The following is a 20,450-nucleotide window of genomic DNA, read 5'->3' on the forward strand; positions in this document are numbered from 1 at the left end:
GAGGCGCGGTGCCGGTCCACGGGACCGGCACCGCGCCTCCTGGCACGCGTCGCGGACCTAGCCCCGGCGGCGGCGACCCTCGACGACGGGCGTCGCGGTGGTCTGCACCTTCGACCCCGAGTAGATGTGCTCGACGTCGGCGGCGAAGTCCTTCAGGACGACCGCGCGCTTGATCGTCAGCTTCGGCGTGAGGTGCCCCGACGCCTCGGTGAGGTCGGTGTCGAGCACCGTGAACGACCGGACCGACTCGGCACGTGACACGCGCTGGTTGGCTGCGTCGATCGCCTCCTGCACGGCCTGGTGGACCCGCTCGTCGTAGGCGGCCTCGTGCGCGGAGAGCGCCGGGGTGATCCCGCGCGTCTCGCACCAGCCGGCGAGCATGTCCCGGTCGAGCGTGACGAGGGCGGCGACGAAGGGCTTGCCCTCGCCGACGACGACGACCTGGCCGATGAGCGGGTGCTCGCGGATGCCGTCCTCGAGCGGTGCCGGTGCGACGTTCTTGCCGCTGGCCGTGACGATGAGTTCCTTGGCTCGGCCGGTCACGGTGAGGACGCCATCGGTGTCGAGCCGGCCGAGGTCGCCGGTCCGGAACCAGCCGTCGACGAGGGCCTTCGCGGTGGCCTCGTCGTTCCGCCAGTAGCGGTCGAAGACGTCGACGCCGCGGATGAGGATCTCGTCGTCCTCGGCGATCCGGATCTCGACGCCCGGGAGCGCGCGGCCGACACTGCCGATCCGGAGCTCCCCGGCTCGGTTCACGGTCGCGGGAGCGGTCGTCTCGGTGAGGCCGTACCCCTCGAGGATGAGCACCCCGATCGACCGGAAGAAGTGCGACAGCCGCGGGGAGAGCGGTGCCGAGCCGCTCACGGCGTAGCGGACGCGGCCGCCCATCGCGTCGCGGAGCTTGGCGTAGACGAGCCGGTCGAAGAGCTTGAACCGGAGGGCGAGTCCGAGCGGGACCTTCCCGCTCGCGAGGGCCTCGGAGTGCGCGACCGCGGTCTTCGCTGCGGCGCGGAAGATCCGCCCCTTGCCGCCGAGGTCGGCCTTCTGCTCGGCGGAGTTGTAGATCTTCTCGAACACGCGCGGGACGGCGAGCAGGAACGACGGCTTGAACGTCGACACCGCGTGCATGAGGTCCTTCGTGTCCGGCTCGTGGCCGACGAGGACGCCCGCGGAGACGGACATCACCGCGATGAACCGGGCGAAGACGTGGGCCATCGGGATGAACAGCAGCGTCGAGGCGTCGTCGGCGACGACCTCGGGCATCGCCTCCGACGCGCCCTCCACGGTCGCGGTGAAGTTGTCGTGCCGGAGCACGCAGCCCTTCGGCCGGCCCGTCGTCCCCGAGGTGTAGATGATCGTGGCGTCGTCGTGGCCGTGCACGTCGACGGTGCGGGCGTCGAGCTCGGCGTCGGTGACGTCCTCGCCGAGGCGGACGAGGTCGTCGAGCCCGCCGCCGTCGATCGTCCAGTGCTGGCCGAGGTGCGGCAGGTCCGGTGCGATCGACGCGACACGGCGAGCGTGCTCCTCCTGCTCGACGACGATCGCGACGGCCTCGGAGTCGGAGAGGATCCAGCGCACCTGGTCGGGGGAGCTGGTCTCGTAGACCGGGATCGACACGAGGCCGGCGGTCCACACGGCGAAGTCGACGAGCGTCCACTCGAGGCGGGTGCGCGACAGGATCGCCACGTGCGCGCCGGGCTCGAGGCCTGCGGCGACGAAGCCCTTCGCGATCCCGCGGACCCGACGTTCGACGTCGGCTGCGCTGATCGGGGTCCAGGTGTCGCCGCGGCGCTCGGCGAGGATCGGACGGTCCGGTGTCGCCCGCGCACGCTCGGAGAGCAGTCGGGCAGCCGAGCCGTGGTCGGGTGCGGTGATCGGGGTTGGGTGCCGCTGATCGTTCACGGTGACTCCCTTGTCGGCCGGTTCGATTCGAGTGCGCCTCATCGTCGAGGCGACACCGCCAGCATAGGGCGCGGTGTCGAGCGTTCCGTGTGGACGCAGGGAACCGGTAGGCTCGTTCCTCGTGCACGCCATCGGAATCGACATCGGGGGCACCAAGATCGCGGGAGCGGTCGTCACGGAACTGGGCGAGATCGTCGCCGAGGACCGGGTGGCCACCAACGCTGCGGACCCGGACGCCATGCTCGACGACGTGGTCGCGATGGTCTCGCGACTGCGCGCCGCGAACGAGGTCAGCGCGGTGGGCGTCGCCGCGCCGGGCTTCATCGACGCCTCGCAGTCGATCGTCTACTACACGCCGAACATCCGGTGGCGGAACGAGCCGCTGCGCCAGAAGCTGCAGCAGCGCATCGGTGACCTGCACATCACCGTCGACAACGACGCCAACGCGGCGGGCTGGGCGGAGTTCCGCTTCGGTGCCGGTCGGCTCGTGTCCGACATGACCATGCTGACGATCGGGACCGGCGTCGGCGGTGCGATCGTCACCGAGGACCGCCTCTTCCGCGGGGGCTTCGGCACCGGTGGCGAGATCGGCCACCTCCGGATCGTGCCGAACGGCCTCCCGTGCGGCTGCGGCGCCCGCGGCTGCATCGAGCAGTACGGCTCCGGTCGTGCCCTGCAGCGCATGGCGAACGACGTCGCGGACGCCGGCGGCATCGGTTCCGCCCTCGCCGACGCGCGTGCGGCCAACGGCGGCGAGCTCGACGGGCACATCGTCGGCGACCTGATCCTGGCCGACGACCCGGGTGCCCTCGCGGCCCTGCGGCGGCTCGGTCGGCACCTCGGCGAGGCCTGCGCCTCGCTGTCCGCCGTGCTCGACCCGCAGCTCTTCGTCTTCGGCGGCGGCGTCGCGAGCGCGGGGGACCGGCTGCTCGACCCGATCAAGCAGGCCTACCTCAACAACCTGCCGGCCCGGGGCTACCACCCGGAGCCGGACTTCGTGATCGCCGAGCTCGTCAACGACGCCGGTGTCGTCGGCGCGGCCGACCTCGCTCGGATCCACGCCCGCACGGCGTAGGGTCGCACCACCCCACCGTCTCGGAGTCGACGATGACCTACTGGCTGCTGAAGAACTTCCTGCTCGGGCCGCTCATCCTCACGCTCTTCCGGCCGTGGGTCGTCGGCCGTGAGCACGTCCCTGCGAAGGGGCCGGTGATCTTCGCGTCCAACCACATCTCGTTCATCGACTCGGTGATCCTGCCGGCGGTGCTCGACCGCCGGCTGTCGTTCCTGGCGAAGAGCGACTACTTCACGGGTCGCGGCCTCAAGGGCTGGGCGACGAAGACGTTCTTCAACGCCATCGGCCAGCTGCCCATCGACCGCTCCGGCGGCAAGGCGTCCGAGGCGTCGCTCCGGACCGGCCTGCAGGTCCTCGCCCGGGGTGAGCAGCTCGGCATCTACCCCGAGGGCACCCGCAGCCCGGACGGCAAGCTCTACCGGGGCCGGACCGGCATCGCCCGCATGATCCTCGAGGGGCGCGTCACCGTCGTCCCGGTCGCCATGGTCGGCACGCGCGAGGTGCAGCAGATCGGGCAGCGCTTCCCGAAGTTCAAGCGCGTGGGCGTCGTCTTCGGCAAGCCCCTCGACTTCTCCCGCTTCGAGGGCTTCGAGACCGACCGCTTCATCCTCCGCAGCGTCACCGACGAGGTCATGCACGAGCTCGCCGGGCTGAGCCGCCAGGAATACGTCGACGTCTACGCGACGAGTGTCAAGGAGCGGGCGAGCACGGCGCGCGAGCAGGTCCTCCGCGGCAAGGTCACGCGGAATGGGCGGGGCACCTCGGCACGTTAGGATTCGATGGTTCCGGCATCCGCCCGGACGGCCATCCCTTCGAGAGGTACCACCCTTGTTCGAGTCGACCGACTTCGTCGCCCTGCAGGATCCGGACGTGATCGAGGGCCTCGACTATTGGCGGACGCTCCCGATCAAGCAGCAGCCCACGTGGCCGGACGCCAGCGCGGCCGAGGCCGCCTCGGCCGAGATCGCCACGCTGCCCCCGCTCGTCTTCGCGGGCGAGGTCGACAAGCTGCGTCAACGGCTCGCGTCGGCGGCGCAGGGCAAGGCGTTCCTGCTGCAGGGCGGCGACTGCGCCGAGACGTTCGCCGGTGCAACGGCGGACTCGATCCGCGACCGTGTGAAGACCATCCTCCAGATGGCCGTCGTGCTCACCTACGGTGCGTCGATGCCCGTCATCAAGATGGGCCGCATGGCCGGGCAGTTCGCCAAGCCGCGCTCGAGCGACTTCGAGACCCGCGGCGACGTCACGCTGCCCGCCTACCGCGGCGACATCGTGAACGGCTACGACTTCACCCCGGAGAGCCGCCAGGCCGACCCCCGTCGCCTCGTGCAGGGCTACCACACGGCTGCGTCGACCCTGAACCTCGTCCGTGCCTTCACGCAGGGCGGCTTCGCCGACCTGCGCCAGGTGCACTCGTGGAACAAGGGCTTCGCGTCGAACCCGGCGAACGCCCGGTACGAGCACCTCGCGAAGGAGATCGACCGCGCGATCCGCTTCATGGACGCCTGCGGTGCGGACTTCGACGAGCTGAAGCACGTCGAGTTCTACGCCTCGCACGAGGGGCTGCTCATGGACTACGAGCGCCCGATGACCCGGATCGACTCGCGGTCCGGGCTCGCCTACGACACCTCCGGACACTTCATCTGGATCGGTGAGCGCACCCGCGACCTCGACGGCGCCCACGTGGACTTCCTGTCCCGCGTGCGGAACCCGATCGGGGTCAAGCTCGGCCCGACGACCTCGGTCGACGACATGAAGGCCCTGGTCGACAAGCTCGACCCGAACCGCGAGCCGGGGCGCCTGACGTTCATCACCCGCATGGGCGCCGGCAAGATCCGCGACGAGCTGCCGAAGCTGCTCGAGGCGATCAAGGGCATGGACGCCAACCCGCTGTGGGTGACGGACCCGATGCACGGCAACGGCCTGACGACGCCGACCGGGTACAAGACCCGCCGGTTCGACGACGTCGTGGACGAGGTCCTCGGCTTCTTCGAGGCCCACCGCGAGGTCGGCACGTACCCGGGCGGCATGCACGTCGAGCTCACCGGTGACGACGTCACGGAGTGCCTGGGCGGCTCGGAGCAGATCGACGAGGCCACCCTCGCGACCCGCTACGAGTCCCTGTGCGACCCGCGGCTGAACCACATGCAGTCGCTCGAGCTCGCGTTCCTGGTCGCCGAGGAGCTCGGCGCCCACCCGCACGTGCGCGCGTAGCGCGTAGCGCGCCAGCGATTTGCGAGAGCGACAGGGTCCTGCGGAGTCTCCGCGGGACCCTGTCGCCTCGGCGGCACGGGCCGTATCGCGTCGCGCGCGCCTGTCGCTTTCGCGCCGTGGTCGCCACGACCGTGGGACGGGAGGCGCGGTGCCAGCCCGCACCGTGCCTCCCGTCCGTCGCGCGCTCGTGACACCGTCGTGCGGGCCGAGTCTCGCAGCGCCGCCGACGGCCGCGGCGTGCGAAAGCGACAGGGTCCTGCGGAGTCGCCGCGGGACCCTGTCGCCTCGGCGGCACGGGCCGCATCGCGATGCGCACGTCCGTCGCTTTCGCGCCGTGGTAGCCACGACCGTGGGACGGGAGGCGCGGTGCCAGCCCGCGCCGCGCCTCCCGTCCGTCACGCGCTCGCGGCCCGGCCCGAGACTCGGCCCGGCGGACAGTTCGGGCCGCGCGAGGGCGCGGAACTGTCCGCGGGGCCGAGACTCGCCGCCGCGCGGTGCGCCTACTGCTTGTAGGCGAGCGTGATCGTGTCGCCGCGGTGCACCGTCGTGCCCGCCGCCGGGTCCGTGGACTCGACGGGGAGCGAGGCCTTCCAGTCGTAGAAGCCGCACAGGATGTTCGTGCAGTCCGGCACCGAGACCTTGAGCCCGAGCGCGTCGAGCGTCGAGGTGGCGTCGTTGATCGTCTTCCCGTGCACGTCCGGCAGCGTGATGGGCGCCGGACCCTTGGACACGACGACGTCGATCGCGGAGCCGCGCACGACGGGGTCGTCCTGGGCCTTCGCGGACATGATCTGCCCCTCGGGCACGTCGTCGCTGAACTGGCCGTCCTGCGATCCGAGCGTGAGCCCCACCGTGTCGAGCGTCGCCGTGGCGTCGCTCACGGACTTGCCGACCACGTCCGGGACCGCGCCGAGGGAGACGGTGAGCGTCACCGGGCCGCGTTCGCCGTAGGTCTCGACCGTCGAGAGGTCGATCGTCTCGCCGTCGGTGCCGAGACCCGTCGCGGCGATGACGGTGTCCTTCGGGGCGTCGGCGGAGAACTGGTACTGGTCGTCCTGCAGCTGGAAGTCGTCGTCGAGCGCCGCGGTGACGGTGGAGAGCGGCTGCCCGACGATGGCCGGCAGGGCAATCATCTTCGGACCGTTCGACACGACGATCTGCACTGAGGTGCCCTTGCGGACCTCGCGCTCGGCGGCGGGCTTCGTCGTGGACACCTGGCCCTTCGCGACGACGGCGTCGAACCGGGTGGCAGTCGACGACGCCGTGTGGAGGCCCTGCGCCTCGAGGAGCTGTCGTGCCTGCGAGACGGACTTGCCGGTGACCTCGGGGATGCGGACGTTGCCCCACGGCCCGGGTCCGAGCGCCCAGCCGATCGAGCCGCCGATCGCCATGAGCACGAGGACGACGACGAGGATGATCCACCCGCGCTTGCGACGCTTGGTCGACTTGTCGGCGAGCCGCTGTCCGGCGGGGGAGAGGGCTCCTGGCTGCGACCCGGTCCGGCGGGGACCCGGCGCGTTCCGGCCACCGCGGCCGCCGGCTTGCTGGGCCGACGAACGCTGGGCCGGTTCGAGGATGGTGGTCGCGTCGCCCGAGTCCGCCGAGGTCGGCGTCGCGGACCCGGCGGGGATGATCGCGGTCGCGTTCTCGGGGCGCAGCACGGCGGTGCGATACTGACCGGTGGCGCGCTGCTGGTCGCCCGACATGTGGTCGAGCATCTCGCGGGCGTCGCGCGGCCGGTCGTCCGGGTTGCGGGCGGTGGACCAGGCGACGAGGTCGTCGAGCTCCGGCGGGACCCCGGCGACGGCGGCGCTCGGCGCGGGGACCGAGTCGTTGGCGTGCTGGTAGGCGATCTGCATCGGCTGCTCGCCCTTGTAGGGCTGCTCGCCGGTGAGCATCTCGTAGAGCATGATGCCGAGCGCGTAGATGTCGCTGCGGGAGTCGGCGGCGCCGCGCGTGACGAGCTCGGGGGAGAGGTACGCGATCGTCCCGAGCAGGGCCGCCCCGGTCGCGGTGTTCGCCGTGGTCGCTCGGGCGAGACCGAAGTCGCCGAGCTTGATGCGGCCGTCGTCGGCGAGCAGGACGTTCTCGGGCTTGAGGTCGCGGTGGACGATGCCGGCGCGGTGGGCCGAGGCGAGCCCGGCGAGGACGGCCCGGAGGATGTCGGTCGCCTGCTCCGGCGTCAGCGCGTGGTGTTCCTGCAGGAGGTCGCGGAGCGTGATGCCCGGGATGTACTCCATGACGATGTACGCCGTGTCGTCCTCGGCGCCCTGGTCGTACACGCCGACGAGGTTCGGGTGGGAGAGCCGGGCGGCGGACCGGGCCTCTTGGATGAAGCGCTCCCGGAAGGCCTGGTCGTCCGCCAGATGGCCGTGCATGATCTTGATCGCGACGCGCCGCTCGAGCCGCACGTCGGTCGCCAGGTACACGGTCGCCATGCCCCCGCGCGCGATGCGGGAGCGTACGCGGTACCGGTGATCGATCATGCGACCGATCATCGGATCCGTGGCGGCGTTGGTGGTCATCGGCGGCATTCTACGAATCGGGACTGCACGGACCCGCACTGACGCTCCGGTCGTGACCGAATCTCGATCTTGCGGATGACTCGGTTCCGCCGAGCGGCCAGGCGTGCGAGCGCGCGCGACGGCCCGACGGACGGGCGTGCGAGCGCGCGCGACGGCCCGGCGGCCAGGCTCAGAGCGACGCCAGCAGGCTCTGCGCGGTCTTCTCCCACTGCGCGTACGCCTTCGGGTACGCCGACACCTGCACGGCCTGCGCCGCGGTCGTGACGTTCATCGACGACCAGCCGGCGATGTCGAGCAGCCCGCGGGTGTGCCCGGGGTTGCCCGTGAAGAACCGCTTCGCCGCCGTCGCCGGGTCCTGCAGGGCCGCAGCGGACCCCCAGCCCTGGCTCGGCCGCTGCTGGAACAGCCCGACCGAGTCGCGGTCCCCGTGGGAGAGGTTGCGCAGGCTCGACTCCTGCATCGCCGCCGCGAGGGCGATGACGATCCCGTGGTCGGACACCCCGAGGGAGCGGCCGACCGCCACGATCGTCGCCGCGTTGCCCCGCTGCTCGGCGGAGAGCGACGGACCCGACGACGGCAGGACGAGCGTCTTGCCGGCGTAGATCGTGCTCGTGTAGGTGAGCCCGTTCGCCGAGAGGAGCGCCGAGACCGTCACGCCGTGCGAGGCGGCGATCGAGGCGATGGTGTCACCCGTCCCGATCCTCACGCTGCCGGCCCGGGCCGACGACGCACTGCCGGACGCGGATGCCGGAGCGGACGCGACCGCGGCCACCGGCGCTGCCGTCGCACCCGCGGTCGGCACCCGCAGCGTCTGCCCGGGGTAGATCACCGAGCGCTGGGAGAGCTTGTTCGCACTGAGGAGCGCCGTGGTCGACACACCGACGCGCGAGGCGATGCCGGACACCGTGTCGCCCTGCTTGACGTGGTAGCTGCCCGTGGCCGAGGTCGTCGCCGACGTCGTGCTGACCGCCGGCGTCGAGGAGAGGTGCAGCGTCTGCCCGGGGTGGATGATCGTGTTCCAGCCGAGGCCGTTGCGCACGAGGACCTCCTGCGCGGACAGGCCGTAGCGGGCGGCGATGCCCGACACGGTGTCGCCCTGACGGACGGTGTAGTTCGTGGGCACAGCCGTGGTGGGCGCCTTCGTCGAGACGGCGGCGACCGTGGTCACGGTGGTCTGCGACGGACGGGCGACCGCGGTCTCGAAGACCGGTCGATCGGTCACCGTGCGGTCCTCGTCGACGTGCCGCTTGTTGCGGTTGTCGTCGTCGTGGCGCGGTTCGGCGTGGGCGACCGGGCCGGTGAGTCCGGCGGTCACCGCGATCGTCCCCGCGAGGACGATGGGCATGGTCGCGAACCGGGCGGATCGTGCGCGCCGGGCGTCTTCGTCTGCAGCGTTGTCCACGGTGTCTCCTGTTCGAGCGGTGAGCCGTTGCACGTGCGTGCGCACTCACAGGTGTTCCCACGCTGGCATGGCGTGATTCCCAAGTCAACCAGAGAGTCGGATGTTGCGTGTGTGACGAATGTGACGAACGAGGCGGTGTGACGCCCCGTCCCACTCTGGCAACATGGGGCCTGTGAGTGCTGCACCCATCGACGACACGACCCTTTCCGAGCGATGGCTGACCGTCCCCGACCTGGTGGACCTGCTCGGGGTGAGCCCCGGACGCGTCCATCGGCTCTTCGAGCAGAAGACGCTGCTGGCCGCGCGCATCGACGGCGTCCTGCGTGTGCCGAGCGAGTTCCTCGACGACACCGAGCCCCTGCCGGAACTCCGCGGGACGCTCATCGTCCTGTCCGACAACGGCTTCACCGACGACGAGGCCGTCCGCTGGATGCTCTCCGTCGACGACGCGATGGGCACCTCGCCGATCGCCGCGCTGCGCGCCGGCCGCAAGGCCGAGGTGCGTCGCATCGCCCAGTCGCTGCTCTAGCGGTTCCCACGTCGGGTCCAGGAGGCGCGGTGCCAGCCCGCACTGTGCCTCCTGGCATGCAGGTGGGGGCGTCTACGCGGAGCGGCGGCTGACCGTGTCGGCCAGTGCGACGAGCTGCTCGCGCGCCGACGGCGTCAGCGGTGCCGCCTCGATCGCCGCCTTCGCGCGCTGCACGTGCCGCTCGATGGACCGCTCGACGGCGGCGACCGCACCGGACTCGGTGAGCGTCGCGCGGAGCATCTGCACCTGGGCCTCGTCGAGGTCCGGGTCGCCCAAGAGCTCGTCGAGCAACTGCCGGGGGCCACTCGGCAACGCCTTGCGGGCCGAGGCGATGAGGACGGTGCGCTTGCCCTCGCGCAGGTCGTCGCCGGCGGGCTTGCCGGTGACCTCGGGGTCGCCGAAGACGCCGAGCAGGTCATCGCGGAGCTGGTACGCCACGCCGAGGGGGAGGCCGAACGCCCGGAGCCCCTCGAGCTGCGCGTCCGACGCCCCGGCCACGAGGGCACCGATCACGAGCGGCGCCTCGATCGAGTACTTCGCGGACTTGAAGACGATGACGCGCTGGGCCCGGACGAGGTGCTCGTCCTCGTCGATGGTCGGCCAGGCGGTCTCCTCGTGCACGTCGAGGTACTGCCCCGCCGTGACGTCGAGGCGCATGGTGTGGAACTCCTGGCGGACGATGCGGCCCCGCGCGGGGTCGAGCAGGGCGAGCCCCTCGTCGAAGACCGCATCGCTCAGGGAGAGGAGGAGGTCGCCGAGCAGCAGGGCCGAGTTCGTGCCGTAGAGCGCCCGGTCGCCGACCCAGCCCGACTCCTCGTGCAGGGACTCGAACCGGCGGTGCGCTGCCGGACGCCCGCGACGGGTGTCCGAGCGGTCCATGATGTCGTCGTGGACGAGCGCCGCGGCGTGGAAGATCTCGAGCGCGGCCGCGACCGTGACGATCGCCTCGGCCGTGGTCTGCCGGGACCCTTCGCCGAGCGGGTCGAACGAGCCCGACCGCCCCGCGACGGACTGCCAGCCCCAGTAGCAGAACAGGGCCCGGAACCGCTTGCCGCCGGACAGCAGGTCACGCGCGTACTGGTCGAACGGAGCGAGGTCCGGACTGATCGCGGCGAGCCGTTCCCGTTGGTCGTCCAGCGCCCGATCGATCCGCGCCGACACGAGGTCCACTAATCGCGTACTCTCAGCCACACTCCCTACCCTAGTGGAGCGGTCGAGTCGTAGACTCGGTCCACCTCAACCACGCGTCGATCCCAGGAACAGAGGGAACAAAGATGCCACTCTCGGAGCAAGAGCAGCGCCTCCTCGAAGAGATGGAGCGCAGCCTCTACCAGAATGACTCCGACTTCGTCGCGCGTGTCACGCGTCGCCAGGGTCGTCCGACGTACACGTCGATCACGCTCGGGGTGCTCGGAGCACTCGCCGGCGTCGCCATCGTCATCGTCGGGTTGGTCATGCGCCAGCCGCTCATCGGGATCCTCGGCTTCGTCGTGATGCTGGCCGGAGTCCTCTTCGCGCTGCGTCCCGGTATGCGAGCCCCCAAGGCGAAGGCGCCTCGGGCCGGCAAGCCGTCGACGGGCGGAGCCTCGCGGCCGAGTCAGGGCGGCGGCGGGTCCTTCATGGACCGGATGAACGACCGCTGGGACAAGCGGAACGACAACCAGGGCTAGCGGCCCTCCACACTCCTCCACGGGGTCGGTCCTTCGGGGCCGGCCCCGTTTCGTGCGTCCGGGCGCGGCCGGGGTGCGCCGGGTCGGCGGGCGCCGCGCCGACTGTGCGGAACACGCCGCGACCGGTTCGGCGACCGGGCGAAATCGGTCCCGCTCGAGCCCGCGCAGCGGCCGACTGTGCCCGCTCGGCGGTCCGCATGCGGCGGGTCGTGACCGCTCGGTGAGCGGGCGAAATACGTCCCGCTCGAGCCCGCGCGGCGGCCGATCGTGACCGCTCGGTGGTCCGCGCGCGGCCGATCGTGCCCGCTCGGGGGTCCGCGCGCGGCGGGTCGTGACCGCTCGGCGACCGGGCGAAATCGGTCCCTCTCGAGGCCGCGCGCCGGCCGATCCCGCCCGCTCGGAGGTCCGCGCGCGGCGGGTCGTGCCCGCTGGGGCGAGGCGGTGCGCGCCATCGGACGGGAGGCGCGGGTCGGCGCCGCACCGCGCCTCCCGTCCCGCAGGTGCCCGCTGAACGGGCGCAACACGCCGCCGGCCGGTCGCCGAGCGGGCGCGAAACGGCCCGCTCGGCGCCGCCGAGCGACCGGTTCCGCCCGCTCGACGAGCGGCGCGAGCCGCCGACACGGGCGGCGCGAGCCGCCGCCGCGCCGCGGGAGCGCGCGCTCGAGCTGTGGAAGTCCTCCACTTCCCTCCACGCGCTCCACATCCCTCCACCGGGTCTCCGATCCCCGAGGATTCGGGCCTCTCCGCGCTCGAGCGCGCCGGAACTGAGCCTCCATCGACCCCAAAACAGGGCACGACGGCGATTTCGGGAATGATTTCCGCACCGTGGGGAGGGGAGTGGAGTAAAGTGGGGGACACAACGGTCCGGTGGAGCGGAGGGGAGGCCCGACGTGCTGCTCGGTACCCATGCCCCGAAGCTCGACGAGAAGGGTCGCGTGATCCTCCCCGCCAAGTTCCGGGACGAACTGTCCGGGGGCCTCGTGATGACCCGCGGGCAGGAGCGCTGCGTCGTCGTCTTCAGCGCGGACACGTTCGAGCAACTGCACGAGCGCATCCGCACCGCACCGATGACCTCGAAGCGCACCCGGGACTACATGCGCCTGTTCCTCTCCGGAGCGAGCGCAGAGCAGCCCGACAAGCAGAACCGCGTCACCATCCCGCAGAACCTCCGCGAGTACGCGGGGCTCGAGCGGGACCTGACGGTCATCGGCTCCGGTGACCGTGCCGAGATCTGGTCGACCCCCGCGTGGGAGGCCTACTACGCAGAAGTCGAAGAGGGCTTCGCCGACAACGACGAGGAGGTGATCCCGGGGATCTTCTGATCCGTGGATCGGGACTCCCAGCCGTGCATCCCTGACACCCCTTCCCCGGTGTCAGGTCGCATGGATGGGGATCCGGACCCGCGGCCCGGAGGACGAGGGGCTGCACATGGCCGAGAACGAGACGGGCGCACAGCGCTTCCCCCACACCCCGGTGATGCTCGAGCGCATCGTCGACCTCTTCACGCCCACCCTCGAGGGGCCGGGCAAGGTCGTGGTCGACGCGACGCTCGGCATGGGCGGCCACTCCGAGGGGCTGCTCGAGCGCTTCCCGGAGCTGACGCTCATCGGCCTCGACCGCGACACCGACGCGCTCGGCATCGCGGGGGAGCGGCTCGCCCGCTTCGGTGACCGCGTCCGCCTGGTGCACACGGTCTACGACGGCATCGTCGACGCGATCGAGGGCGAGGGCTTCGACGAGGTCGACGGCGTCCTGTTCGACCTCGGCGTCAGCTCCCTGCAGCTCGACCGGGCCGAACGCGGGTTCGCGTACAGCCAGGACGCGCCGCTCGACATGCGGATGGACCGGACCGAGGGGCAGACCGCCGCCGACGTCCTCGCCACCTACGACGAGGGCGAGCTGCGCCGGATCTTCCAGCGCTACGGCGAGGAGAAGCTCGCCGGACGCTACGCCCGGGCGATCGTCGAGCGACGGGCGACCGCCCCGTTCGAGATGTCCGGCGACCTCGTCCAGGTCCTGCACGACGCGACCCCGGTGGCCATCCAGCGCCAAGGCCACCCCGCGAAGCGCGTGTTCCAGGCGCTGCGCATCGAGGTGAACGCCGAACTGAGCGTCCTCGAACGGGCGATCCCGGCAGCGCTCGACGCCATCGCGGTCGGTGGCCGCATCGTCGTCGAGTCGTACCAGTCGCTCGAGGACCGCATCGTCAAGCGAGCGCTGACCGCACGGACGAAGTCGAGCGCACCCGCCGGCCTGCCGGTCGAACTGCCCGAGCACCGGCCGACGTACGAACTGGTCGTCAAGGGCGCCGAGCTGGCCGACGAAGCCGAACGCGCCGCCAACCCACGAGCAACCCCCGTGCGCCTGCGCGCGGCCGAGCGGATCCGGAAGTGACATGAGCACGAACCTCGCACTCGTCGACCCCGCCGTCGTCCCGTCCCGCGCCCCGCGTCCGACGCGGCAGAACCGGCCGGAGCTCGTCGAGGTCACCCCGACGAAGGCCCAGCGCCGTGCCCGCCCGCGCATCGCGTACGCCGCGGTGGCGGTGGCCGCCCTCGGCATCCTGCTCCTCGCGCAGCTCGGCATCAGCATGGTCCTCAGCCAGGGCGCGTACACGCTGAACTCCCTGAGCGCGGAGCAGACGAACCTCTCCCGCACGCAGCAGTCGCTGTCCGAGGAGCTGCGGGTCCTCGACTCCCCGCAGAACCTGGCCCGCAACGCGCAGGCACTCGGCATGATCGCGAACTCGACGCCGGTGTACCTCGACCCGAAGACCGGCCGGGTCTACGGCACGCCGACCCCGGCGGTCGCGGACCAGGCCACGGCGGCGACCTCGAACCAGGTCCCGAACTCGCTGCTGGACGAGGTGCCGCTCGCCGCGAAGCAGGGCGACACCTCCACCAGCAAGGAGAGCGGGCCCACAGCGGGCAGCGACGCCGCCGCGGCGGACGCTGGGAAGACCGCAGGCGCCAGCGCGTCGGCCGGGGCTTCCTCGACGGCCGACGTAGAGTCCGACCCGAACCAGCTCCAGGCCCCGTCCACCCGGTGACCTGCGGGCCGGGGGCCCTGCCGCACGACCGCTCCACCCCGGGAAGGACCGCACCGCGTGACGAAGACGATCCGCAGCCGACGACTCCGCTACAGCGTCGTGATGATCGCCGTGATCGCCCTCGTGGCGGTCTTCGTGATCCGCCTCGTCGACATCCAGGTGGTCCAGGCCGCCGCGCTCAACGAGCTGTCGAAGGAGAAGCGGAGCATCCCCGTCACGATCTACGGCACCCGCGGGTCGATCGTGGACCGCAACGGGACCGAGCTCGCCGACAGCGTCACCCGGTACAACATCACGACCGCGCCACGCCTGGTCAAGAAGTTCGAGGGCAAGCTCGGCGGCACCCGGGTGAAGGACGTCTCGGTCGACCAGGCGCTGACGGCACTGGCGAAGGCGTCCGGCGGTGACGTCGCCACCATGCAGAAGAACATCGCGGCCAACCCACGGTCCGACTTCGCCTACCTCGTCAAGGGCCTCGACGTGAAGCACTACAAGGCGGTGACCGCGCTCGACATCCCCTGGATCTACAAGGAGCAGCAGGCATCACGGGTGTACCCGACGGGTGCGACGGCCGGCAACATCACCGGCTTCATGGGCACCGACGGCGCCCAGGCCGGCCTCGAGTACGCCTACGACAAGTGCCTGGCCGGGTCGAACGGCTCCGAGACGTACGAGCGCGGGTCCGACGGTGTCCAGCTCCCGGGCAGCACCGTGACCACGAAGGAAGCCAAGGACGGCGGAACCGTCGAGACCACGATCGACAGCGACCTGCAGTACATGGCCGAGCAGACGATCGCGTCCGCCGCGAAGTCCCTGCAGGCCGAGTCGGCGACGGCGACCGTCACGAGCGTGAAGACCGGCGAACTCCTGGCCGTCGCGGACTACCCGACGGTCGACCCGAACAACGTCGACGGCACGACCGACAAGGGCGCGTTCGGCTCCCGGGCCCTCACGGCCACGTACGAGCCCGGGTCAACGATCAAGGCCGCCATCGCCGCCGCCCTCATCGACCAGGGCAAGTCGAGTCCGACCGACCAGGCCGTCGTGCCGTACACGCGCTCGTTCCCGTGGGGCGGGTCGATCCACGACTCCGAGTTCCACGACACCGAGAACCTCACGCTCACGGGCATCCTGCAGAACTCCTCGAACGTCGGGATCACCGAGCTCGGGGAACGCCTGACCGCCCAGCAGCGGTACGACTACATGCAGAAGTTCGGCCTGTTCGAGCCCGAGTCGGCGATCGACTACCCGGGCCAGCCGTCGATGGACTACGGCACGAGCCCGAACTGGGACCAGCAGACGAACATCAACTCGATGTTCGGCCAGGGCATCTCGACGACCGCGATCCAGGTCGCGAGCATCTTCCAGACCCTGGCGAACGACGGTGTCCGGATCCCGCTGCACCTCGTGAAGGGGTGCCAGACAGCCGACGGCAAGACGATCGACGCGCCCGACGTGCAGCCGACGCGCGTCGTGTCCGCGAACGCCGCGACGCAGGTCACGGACATGCTGCAGAGCGTGGTCACCGGCGGCACCCTCGTGGGGATGAAGCCGATCTCCGGCTACAACATCGCCGCGAAGACCGGTACCGCCGAGGTCGCCGAGGGGTCGAAGGGCTACGGCGGCCAGCGCATCACCTCGGTGGCCGGAATGGCACCCGCCGAGGACCCCCAGTATGTTGTCACGGTGACGTTCACGAAGCCGCAGGCCAACAAGTGGTCCAGCGGAGCGGCTCCGGCGTTCCGAACTCTCATGTCCCAGGTGCTCGAGAAGTACCGAGTAGCCCCCTCCACGACGCCGGCGAAGACCTACCCGACCACGTGGTGAGGAAGAAGGAGCACTTGTCCGCACGGATCCCCCCGGTCCTCCGACCCGAACACCCGACCCCGAGGGCCGTGGCCGAACTCGCGAACGCGTTCGGTCTGCGAGTCGTCGGCTCGGTCGACGCCGTCGAGACGACCGGCGTCACCCTGAGCGCCGCCGAGGTGCAGCCGGGTGACCTCTTCGTCGGCGTGCACGGTGCGAACCGGCACGGCGCGGAGTTCTCCGCCGAGGCCGCCGAGCGCGGCGCGGTCGCGGTGCTGACCGACGACGCCGGCGTGGAGCACGCCCAGGCGGCCGGTCTGCCGGTGCTCGTCGTCGACGACCCCCGTGCGGCCCTCGGCGACGTGTCGGCGTGGGTGTACCGCACCCACCCGGACGAGGCCACCGACCTGCCGCAGCTGTTCGCCGTCACCGGCACGAACGGCAAGACGAGCACGTCCTACATCCTCGAGGGGATCCTCAAGCAGCTCGGCCTCGTCACGGGCCTCAGCTCCACCGCCGAGCGGCACATCGGCACGCTCAGTGTCACGAGCCGCCTCACCACGCCCGAGGCGAGCGAGATGCACGCCCTGCTCGCCCGGATGCGCGAGAGCGAGGTCCGCGCGGTCGCCGTCGAGGTGAGCGCCCAGGCCCTCAGCCGCCACCGCGTCGACGGCATCGTCTTCGACGTCGCGGCGTTCACGAACCTGTCGCACGACCACCTCGACGACTACGCCGACATGGAGGAGTACTACCAGGCGAAGCTCCCGCTGTTCCAGCCCGAACACGCCCGTCGCGGTGTCGTCTCGCTGGACACGGACTGGGGCCACCGCGTGGTGCAGGACTCCCGGATCCCGGTCACGACCATCACGGTCCACCCCGACGTCGAGGCCGAGTGGCACGTCGACATCGTCGAGGCGCACGCCGCCTACACCGAGTTCCGCCTGACCGGTCCCGAGGGCCGTGCGCTCACCACCCGTGTGCCCCTGATCGGCTGGCACATGGCCGCGAACGCCGCGCTCGCGATCGTGATGCTGGTCGAGGGCGGGTTCGAGCTCGGCGCCATCGCGCACGCGCTCGAGACGAACCACCGCCGCTACCCGGACGAGGACGAGCGCGAGCAGCGCGGCGAGCGGACGAGCGCCATCGAGTGCTACCTGCCCGGCCGGACCGAGCGCGTCTCGGGCGACCGCGGCCCGAGCGTCTACGTCGACTTCGGCCACAGCGCCGACGCCTTCGAGAACACCCTCGCGGCCGTCCGGCAGTTCACCCCCGGCAAGGTCCTCATGCTCTTCGGCGCAGACGGCGACCGCGACAAGACCAAGCGCGGGGACATGGCCCGCGTGGCGGCTGCGGGGAGCGACATCCTCGTCGTCACCGACCACCACCCGCGCTTCGAGGACGCCGCATCGATCCGGAAGACCCTCGTCGACGCCGCGCGCGAGGCGTTCCCGGAGCACGAGCTCCACGAGGTCAGCCCGCCCGAGGCCGCGATCCGCACCGCGGTGAGCCTCGTCGGCGAGGGGGACTCGATCCTCTGGGCCGGGCCCGGCCACCAGGACTACCGCGACATCCAGGGCGTCCGCACGCCGTACTCGGCACGCGACGAAGCCCGCCAGGCCCTCCGCGAGGCCGGTTGGGAACCGAACTCCGGCCCCACCGAGGAACTCCGATGATCGCCATGACCCTCGCCGAGATCGCGACAGCGATCGACGGCGAGCTGATCCCGGGTGCCCAGGCGACCGACGTCGCCGACCAGGGCGACCTGGTCGTCGACGGCACCGTCGAGACCGACTCCCGCCTCGTGACGCCGGGCAGCGTGTTCTTCGCGCTCCCGGGCGAGGTCACTGACGGGCGACGCTTCGTCCCCGCGGCGACCGAGGCCGGCGCCGCGCTCGTCATCACGCCCGAGCGCGTCGAGACCACGGCACCGCAGATCGTCGTGGCGGACGGCTACGACGCCCTCGCCGCGCTCGCACACGAGGTCGTCACGCGCGTCCGGATGGCGACCGCCGACCGCGTCGACGCCGACGGACGCCCGGCGCCGCTCAAGGTCGTCGGGATCACCGGCTCGAACGGCAAGACGAGCACGAAGAACATGCTCCGGACGATCCTCGAGCAGCACGGCGAGACCGTCGCGCCGCAGGGGTCGTTCAACAACCACGTCGGTGCGCCGATCTCGATGCTCCGCATCACCGAGGACACCCGGTACCTGGTCGTCGAGATGGGCGCGAGCGGCATCGGCCACATCGCCAAGCTCGTCGCGATCGCCGAGCCGGACGTCGGCGTCGTCCTCAAGGTCGGCCTCGCGCACGCCGGCGAGTTCGGCGGGATCGAGGCGACCCAGCGCGCCAAGTCCGAGATGGTCACCGACCTGCCCGGGAGCGCGACCGCGCTCCTCAACGTCGACGACGACCGTGTCGCGTCGATGCGCGACCTGACGGCCGCCCACGTCGTCGGCTTCGGCACGTCCGACGACGCCGACTACCGCATCACCGGCATCGAGACGGACCGCAACGGCACCCGTTTCACGCTCACCGCGCCTCCCGTCCGCCAGGAAGGCGACCCGTCTGCGGACGGACGGCCAGGAGGCACGGATCACGTCGACGTGCAGCTCGCGATCCTGGGTGAGCACCACGCCATGAACGCGTCCGCCGCGCTCACGGTCGCCCACCTGTGGGGCGTCCCGCTCGCCGCCGGCGCCGCCGCGCTCGCGTCGATGACGCGCGCCGAGCGCTGGCGCATGGAGCTCCTCCCCGGCGGCCCCGACGGCGTCACCGTGATCAACGACGCCTACAACGCGTCGCCCGACTCGACCGCAGCGGCGCTGCGGACCCTGGCGCAGATCGTGCGCCCGGGGGAGCGGACCGTCGCCGTGCTCGGCGAGATGGCCGAGCTCGGCGAGTTCTCGACGGAGGAGCACGACCGCATCGGTCGGCTCGTCGTCCGTCTCGGCATCGGACAGCTCGTGGTCGTCGGCCGCGGCGCGATGCCCATCCACCAGGCCGCCACCCTCGAGGGATCGTGGGACGGCGAGTCCGTGTTCATCGAGGACGTCGACGACGCCGTCCACTCACTGCAGGACATGCTCCGCCCCGGCGACGTCGTCCTCGTCAAGTCCTCGAAGTCCGCCGAACTGCGATTCCTCGGCGACCGCCTCGGAGGTGTCACCGAATGATCGCCCTCCTGATCGCCGGCGCCGTGTCGCTGGTGTTCACACTGCTGCTCACGCCGCTGTTCATCAAGCTGTTCCACCGCCTCGGCTGGGGACAGTTCATCCGCGACGACGGCCCGCAGTCGCACCACACCAAGCGCGGCACGGCGACGATGGGCGGCATCGTCCTCATCATCGGCGCGGTGCTCGGCTACTTCGTCGGACACCTGGTCGGCCGAGACTCGGTCACGCTGTCCGGCCTGCTCGTCCTGTTCCTCATGGTCGGCCTCGGGTTCGTCGGCTTCATCGACGACTTCCTCAAGGTCCGTCGTCAGCGCAGTCTCGGGCTCGGCGGCTGGGCGAAGGTCCTCGGGCAGGTCATCGTCGGCGTCATCTTCGCGACCGTGGCGCTCGTCGTCCCGTCCGGCAACGGCAAGCCACCGGCGTCGACGATGGTGTCGGCCATCCGGGACATCCCGTGGCTCGACTTCATGGCGCTCGGCACCGTGATCGGCACCGTGCTGTTCCTGGCGTGGATCGTCCTGCTGACGGTCTCGACGTCGAACGGCGTGAACGTGGCGGACGGGCTCGACGGTCTCGCGACCGGCTCGAGCATCCTGGCCATCGGCTCGTACGTGATCATCGGCTTCTGGCAGTCGAACCAGATCTGCGGCGGTGCCCGGCTCGACGCGAACACCGAGCACGCCTGCTACACCGTGACCAACCCGCTGGACCTCGCGGTCGTGGCGGCGGCGGTCTGCGGTGGCCTGATCGGCTTCCTCTGGTACAACACGTCGCCGGCGCAGATCTTCCTCGGCGACACCGGGTCGCTCGGGCTCGGCGGCGCGCTGGCCGGCCTCGCGATCCTCAGCCGCACGGAGCTCCTGCTCATCCTCATCGGCGGCCTGTTCTTCATCGTCACCGGCTCGGTCATCCTGCAGCGGGCGTACTTCAAGATCACCCACGGCAAGCGCATCTTCCGGATGAGTCCGCTGCACCACCACTTCGAGTTGAAGGGGTGGGCCGAGGTGACCGTCGTCGTCCGGTTCTGGATCATCGCGGGACTCTGCGTCGCCGCCGGTGTCGGACTCTTCTACCTCGAATGGATCGCACGAGTTGGATGACGC

General features: G+C 71.1%; 16 protein-coding genes. 12 read left to right on the plus strand and 4 right to left on the minus strand.

Annotated features, from left to right (window positions below; all coding sequences use genetic code 11):
• Positions 1-57: 57 nt before the first annotated feature.
• A complete protein-coding gene (locus tag QE359_RS11490; RefSeq protein ID WP_309779265.1) occupies positions 58-1,902 on the minus strand; it encodes a long-chain fatty acid--CoA ligase in 1,845 nt (614 codons plus the stop codon).
• Positions 1,903-2,023: 121 nt separating this feature from the next.
• Between QE359_RS11490 and QE359_RS11495 the strand changes: the two genes are divergently transcribed.
• From QE359_RS11495 to QE359_RS11505, 3 genes are all read left to right on the plus strand, one after another.
• A complete protein-coding gene (locus tag QE359_RS11495) occupies positions 2,024-2,977 on the plus strand; it encodes an ROK family glucokinase (RefSeq protein ID WP_070418641.1) in 954 nt (317 codons plus the stop codon).
• A gap of 32 nt (positions 2,978-3,009) precedes the next feature.
• Positions 3,010-3,750, plus strand: a complete 741-nt coding sequence (locus QE359_RS11500) for a 1-acyl-sn-glycerol-3-phosphate acyltransferase (RefSeq protein ID WP_070418642.1) — start codon at positions 3,010-3,012, stop codon at positions 3,748-3,750.
• Positions 3,751-3,847: 97 nt separating this feature from the next.
• On the plus strand, positions 3,848-5,191 hold the full coding sequence (locus QE359_RS11505; protein WP_309780425.1) for a class II 3-deoxy-7-phosphoheptulonate synthase: 1,344 nt from the start codon (positions 3,848-3,850) through the stop codon (positions 5,189-5,191).
• A 500-nt stretch (positions 5,192-5,691) separates the two neighbouring features.
• On the opposite strand, the gene pknB is transcribed toward QE359_RS11505, so the two are convergent.
• The gene (gene pknB / locus QE359_RS11510) at positions 5,692-7,716 is read right to left on the minus strand and encodes a Stk1 family PASTA domain-containing Ser/Thr kinase (RefSeq protein ID WP_309779266.1); all 2,025 of its coding nucleotides are present in this window, start codon (positions 7,714-7,716) and stop codon (positions 5,692-5,694) included.
• A 169-nt stretch (positions 7,717-7,885) separates the two neighbouring features.
• On the minus strand, positions 7,886-9,118 hold the full coding sequence (locus QE359_RS11515) for a LysM peptidoglycan-binding domain-containing protein (RefSeq protein WP_309779267.1): 1,233 nt from the start codon (positions 9,116-9,118) through the stop codon (positions 7,886-7,888).
• A gap of 163 nt (positions 9,119-9,281) precedes the next feature.
• On the opposite strand from QE359_RS11515, the gene QE359_RS11520 reads away from it, so the two are divergent.
• Complete coding sequence (locus QE359_RS11520) at positions 9,282-9,647, plus strand: Rv2175c family DNA-binding protein (RefSeq protein ID WP_229087087.1); 366 nt, start codon at positions 9,282-9,284, stop codon at positions 9,645-9,647.
• A gap of 72 nt (positions 9,648-9,719) precedes the next feature.
• On the opposite strand, the gene QE359_RS11525 is transcribed toward QE359_RS11520, so the two are convergent.
• Positions 9,720-10,838, minus strand: coding sequence for a polyprenyl synthetase family protein (locus QE359_RS11525; protein WP_309779268.1), 1,119 nt, complete (start codon positions 10,836-10,838; stop codon positions 9,720-9,722).
• Positions 10,839-10,921: 83 nt separating this feature from the next.
• Between QE359_RS11525 and QE359_RS11530 the strand changes: the two genes are divergently transcribed.
• From QE359_RS11530 to mraY, 8 genes are all read left to right on the plus strand, one after another.
• Positions 10,922-11,317, plus strand: a complete 396-nt coding sequence (locus QE359_RS11530) for a DUF3040 domain-containing protein (RefSeq protein ID WP_070418646.1) — start codon at positions 10,922-10,924, stop codon at positions 11,315-11,317.
• Between the two features lie 890 nt (positions 11,318-12,207).
• The gene (gene mraZ / locus QE359_RS11535; protein WP_022906684.1) at positions 12,208-12,639 is read left to right on the plus strand and encodes a division/cell wall cluster transcriptional repressor MraZ; all 432 of its coding nucleotides are present in this window, start codon (positions 12,208-12,210) and stop codon (positions 12,637-12,639) included.
• Positions 12,640-12,745: 106 nt separating this feature from the next.
• A complete protein-coding gene (rsmH, locus tag QE359_RS11540; protein WP_175473627.1) occupies positions 12,746-13,711 on the plus strand; it encodes a 16S rRNA (cytosine(1402)-N(4))-methyltransferase RsmH in 966 nt (321 codons plus the stop codon).
• Position 13,712: 1 nt separating this feature from the next.
• Positions 13,713-14,366 (plus strand): hypothetical protein, encoded by a 654-nt coding sequence (locus QE359_RS11545; protein ID WP_309779269.1) that lies wholly within the window; start codon positions 13,713-13,715, stop codon positions 14,364-14,366.
• A gap of 57 nt (positions 14,367-14,423) precedes the next feature.
• Entirely contained in the window at positions 14,424-16,193 is a 1,770-nt protein-coding gene (locus QE359_RS11550) for a penicillin-binding protein 2 (RefSeq protein ID WP_309779270.1), read from the plus strand.
• A gap of 14 nt (positions 16,194-16,207) precedes the next feature.
• A complete protein-coding gene (locus QE359_RS11555) occupies positions 16,208-17,845 on the plus strand; it encodes a UDP-N-acetylmuramoyl-L-alanyl-D-glutamate--2,6-diaminopimelate ligase (protein WP_309779271.1) in 1,638 nt (545 codons plus the stop codon).
• Positions 17,842-19,347 (plus strand): UDP-N-acetylmuramoyl-tripeptide--D-alanyl-D-alanine ligase, encoded by a 1,506-nt coding sequence (gene murF, locus QE359_RS11560; protein ID WP_309779272.1) that lies wholly within the window; start codon positions 17,842-17,844, stop codon positions 19,345-19,347. Before QE359_RS11555 ends, murF begins: the two co-directional genes overlap by 4 nt.
• On the plus strand, positions 19,344-20,447 hold the full coding sequence (mraY, locus tag QE359_RS11565; RefSeq protein WP_070418650.1) for a phospho-N-acetylmuramoyl-pentapeptide-transferase: 1,104 nt from the start codon (positions 19,344-19,346) through the stop codon (positions 20,445-20,447). The genes murF and mraY overlap by 4 nt, the downstream gene beginning before the upstream one ends.
• Positions 20,448-20,450 lie beyond the last annotated feature (3 nt).

It is taken from the genome of Curtobacterium sp. SORGH_AS_0776, assembly GCF_031453355.1.
GTDB lineage: Bacteria > Actinomycetota > Actinomycetes > Actinomycetales > Microbacteriaceae > Curtobacterium.

Bases quoted from the DNA above. Each gene is read 5' to 3' on its own strand.
- QE359_RS11500 (WP_070418642.1), top strand. From the start codon at position 3,010: ATGACCTACTGGCTGCTGAAGAACTTCCTGCTCGGGCCGCTCATCCTC.
- pknB (WP_309779266.1), bottom strand. From the start codon at position 7,716: ATGACCACCAACGCCGCCACGGATCCGATGATCGGTCGCATGATCGAT.
- QE359_RS11520 (WP_229087087.1), top strand. From the start codon at position 9,282: ATGGGGCCTGTGAGTGCTGCACCCATCGACGACACGACCCTTTCCGAG.
- QE359_RS11530 (WP_070418646.1), top strand. From the start codon at position 10,922: ATGCCACTCTCGGAGCAAGAGCAGCGCCTCCTCGAAGAGATGGAGCGC.
- rsmH (WP_175473627.1), top strand. From the start codon at position 12,746: ATGGCCGAGAACGAGACGGGCGCACAGCGCTTCCCCCACACCCCGGTG.
- QE359_RS11545 (WP_309779269.1), top strand. From the start codon at position 13,713: ATGAGCACGAACCTCGCACTCGTCGACCCCGCCGTCGTCCCGTCCCGC.
- murF (WP_309779272.1), top strand. From the start codon at position 17,842: ATGATCGCCATGACCCTCGCCGAGATCGCGACAGCGATCGACGGCGAG.
- mraY (WP_070418650.1), top strand. From the start codon at position 19,344: ATGATCGCCCTCCTGATCGCCGGCGCCGTGTCGCTGGTGTTCACACTG.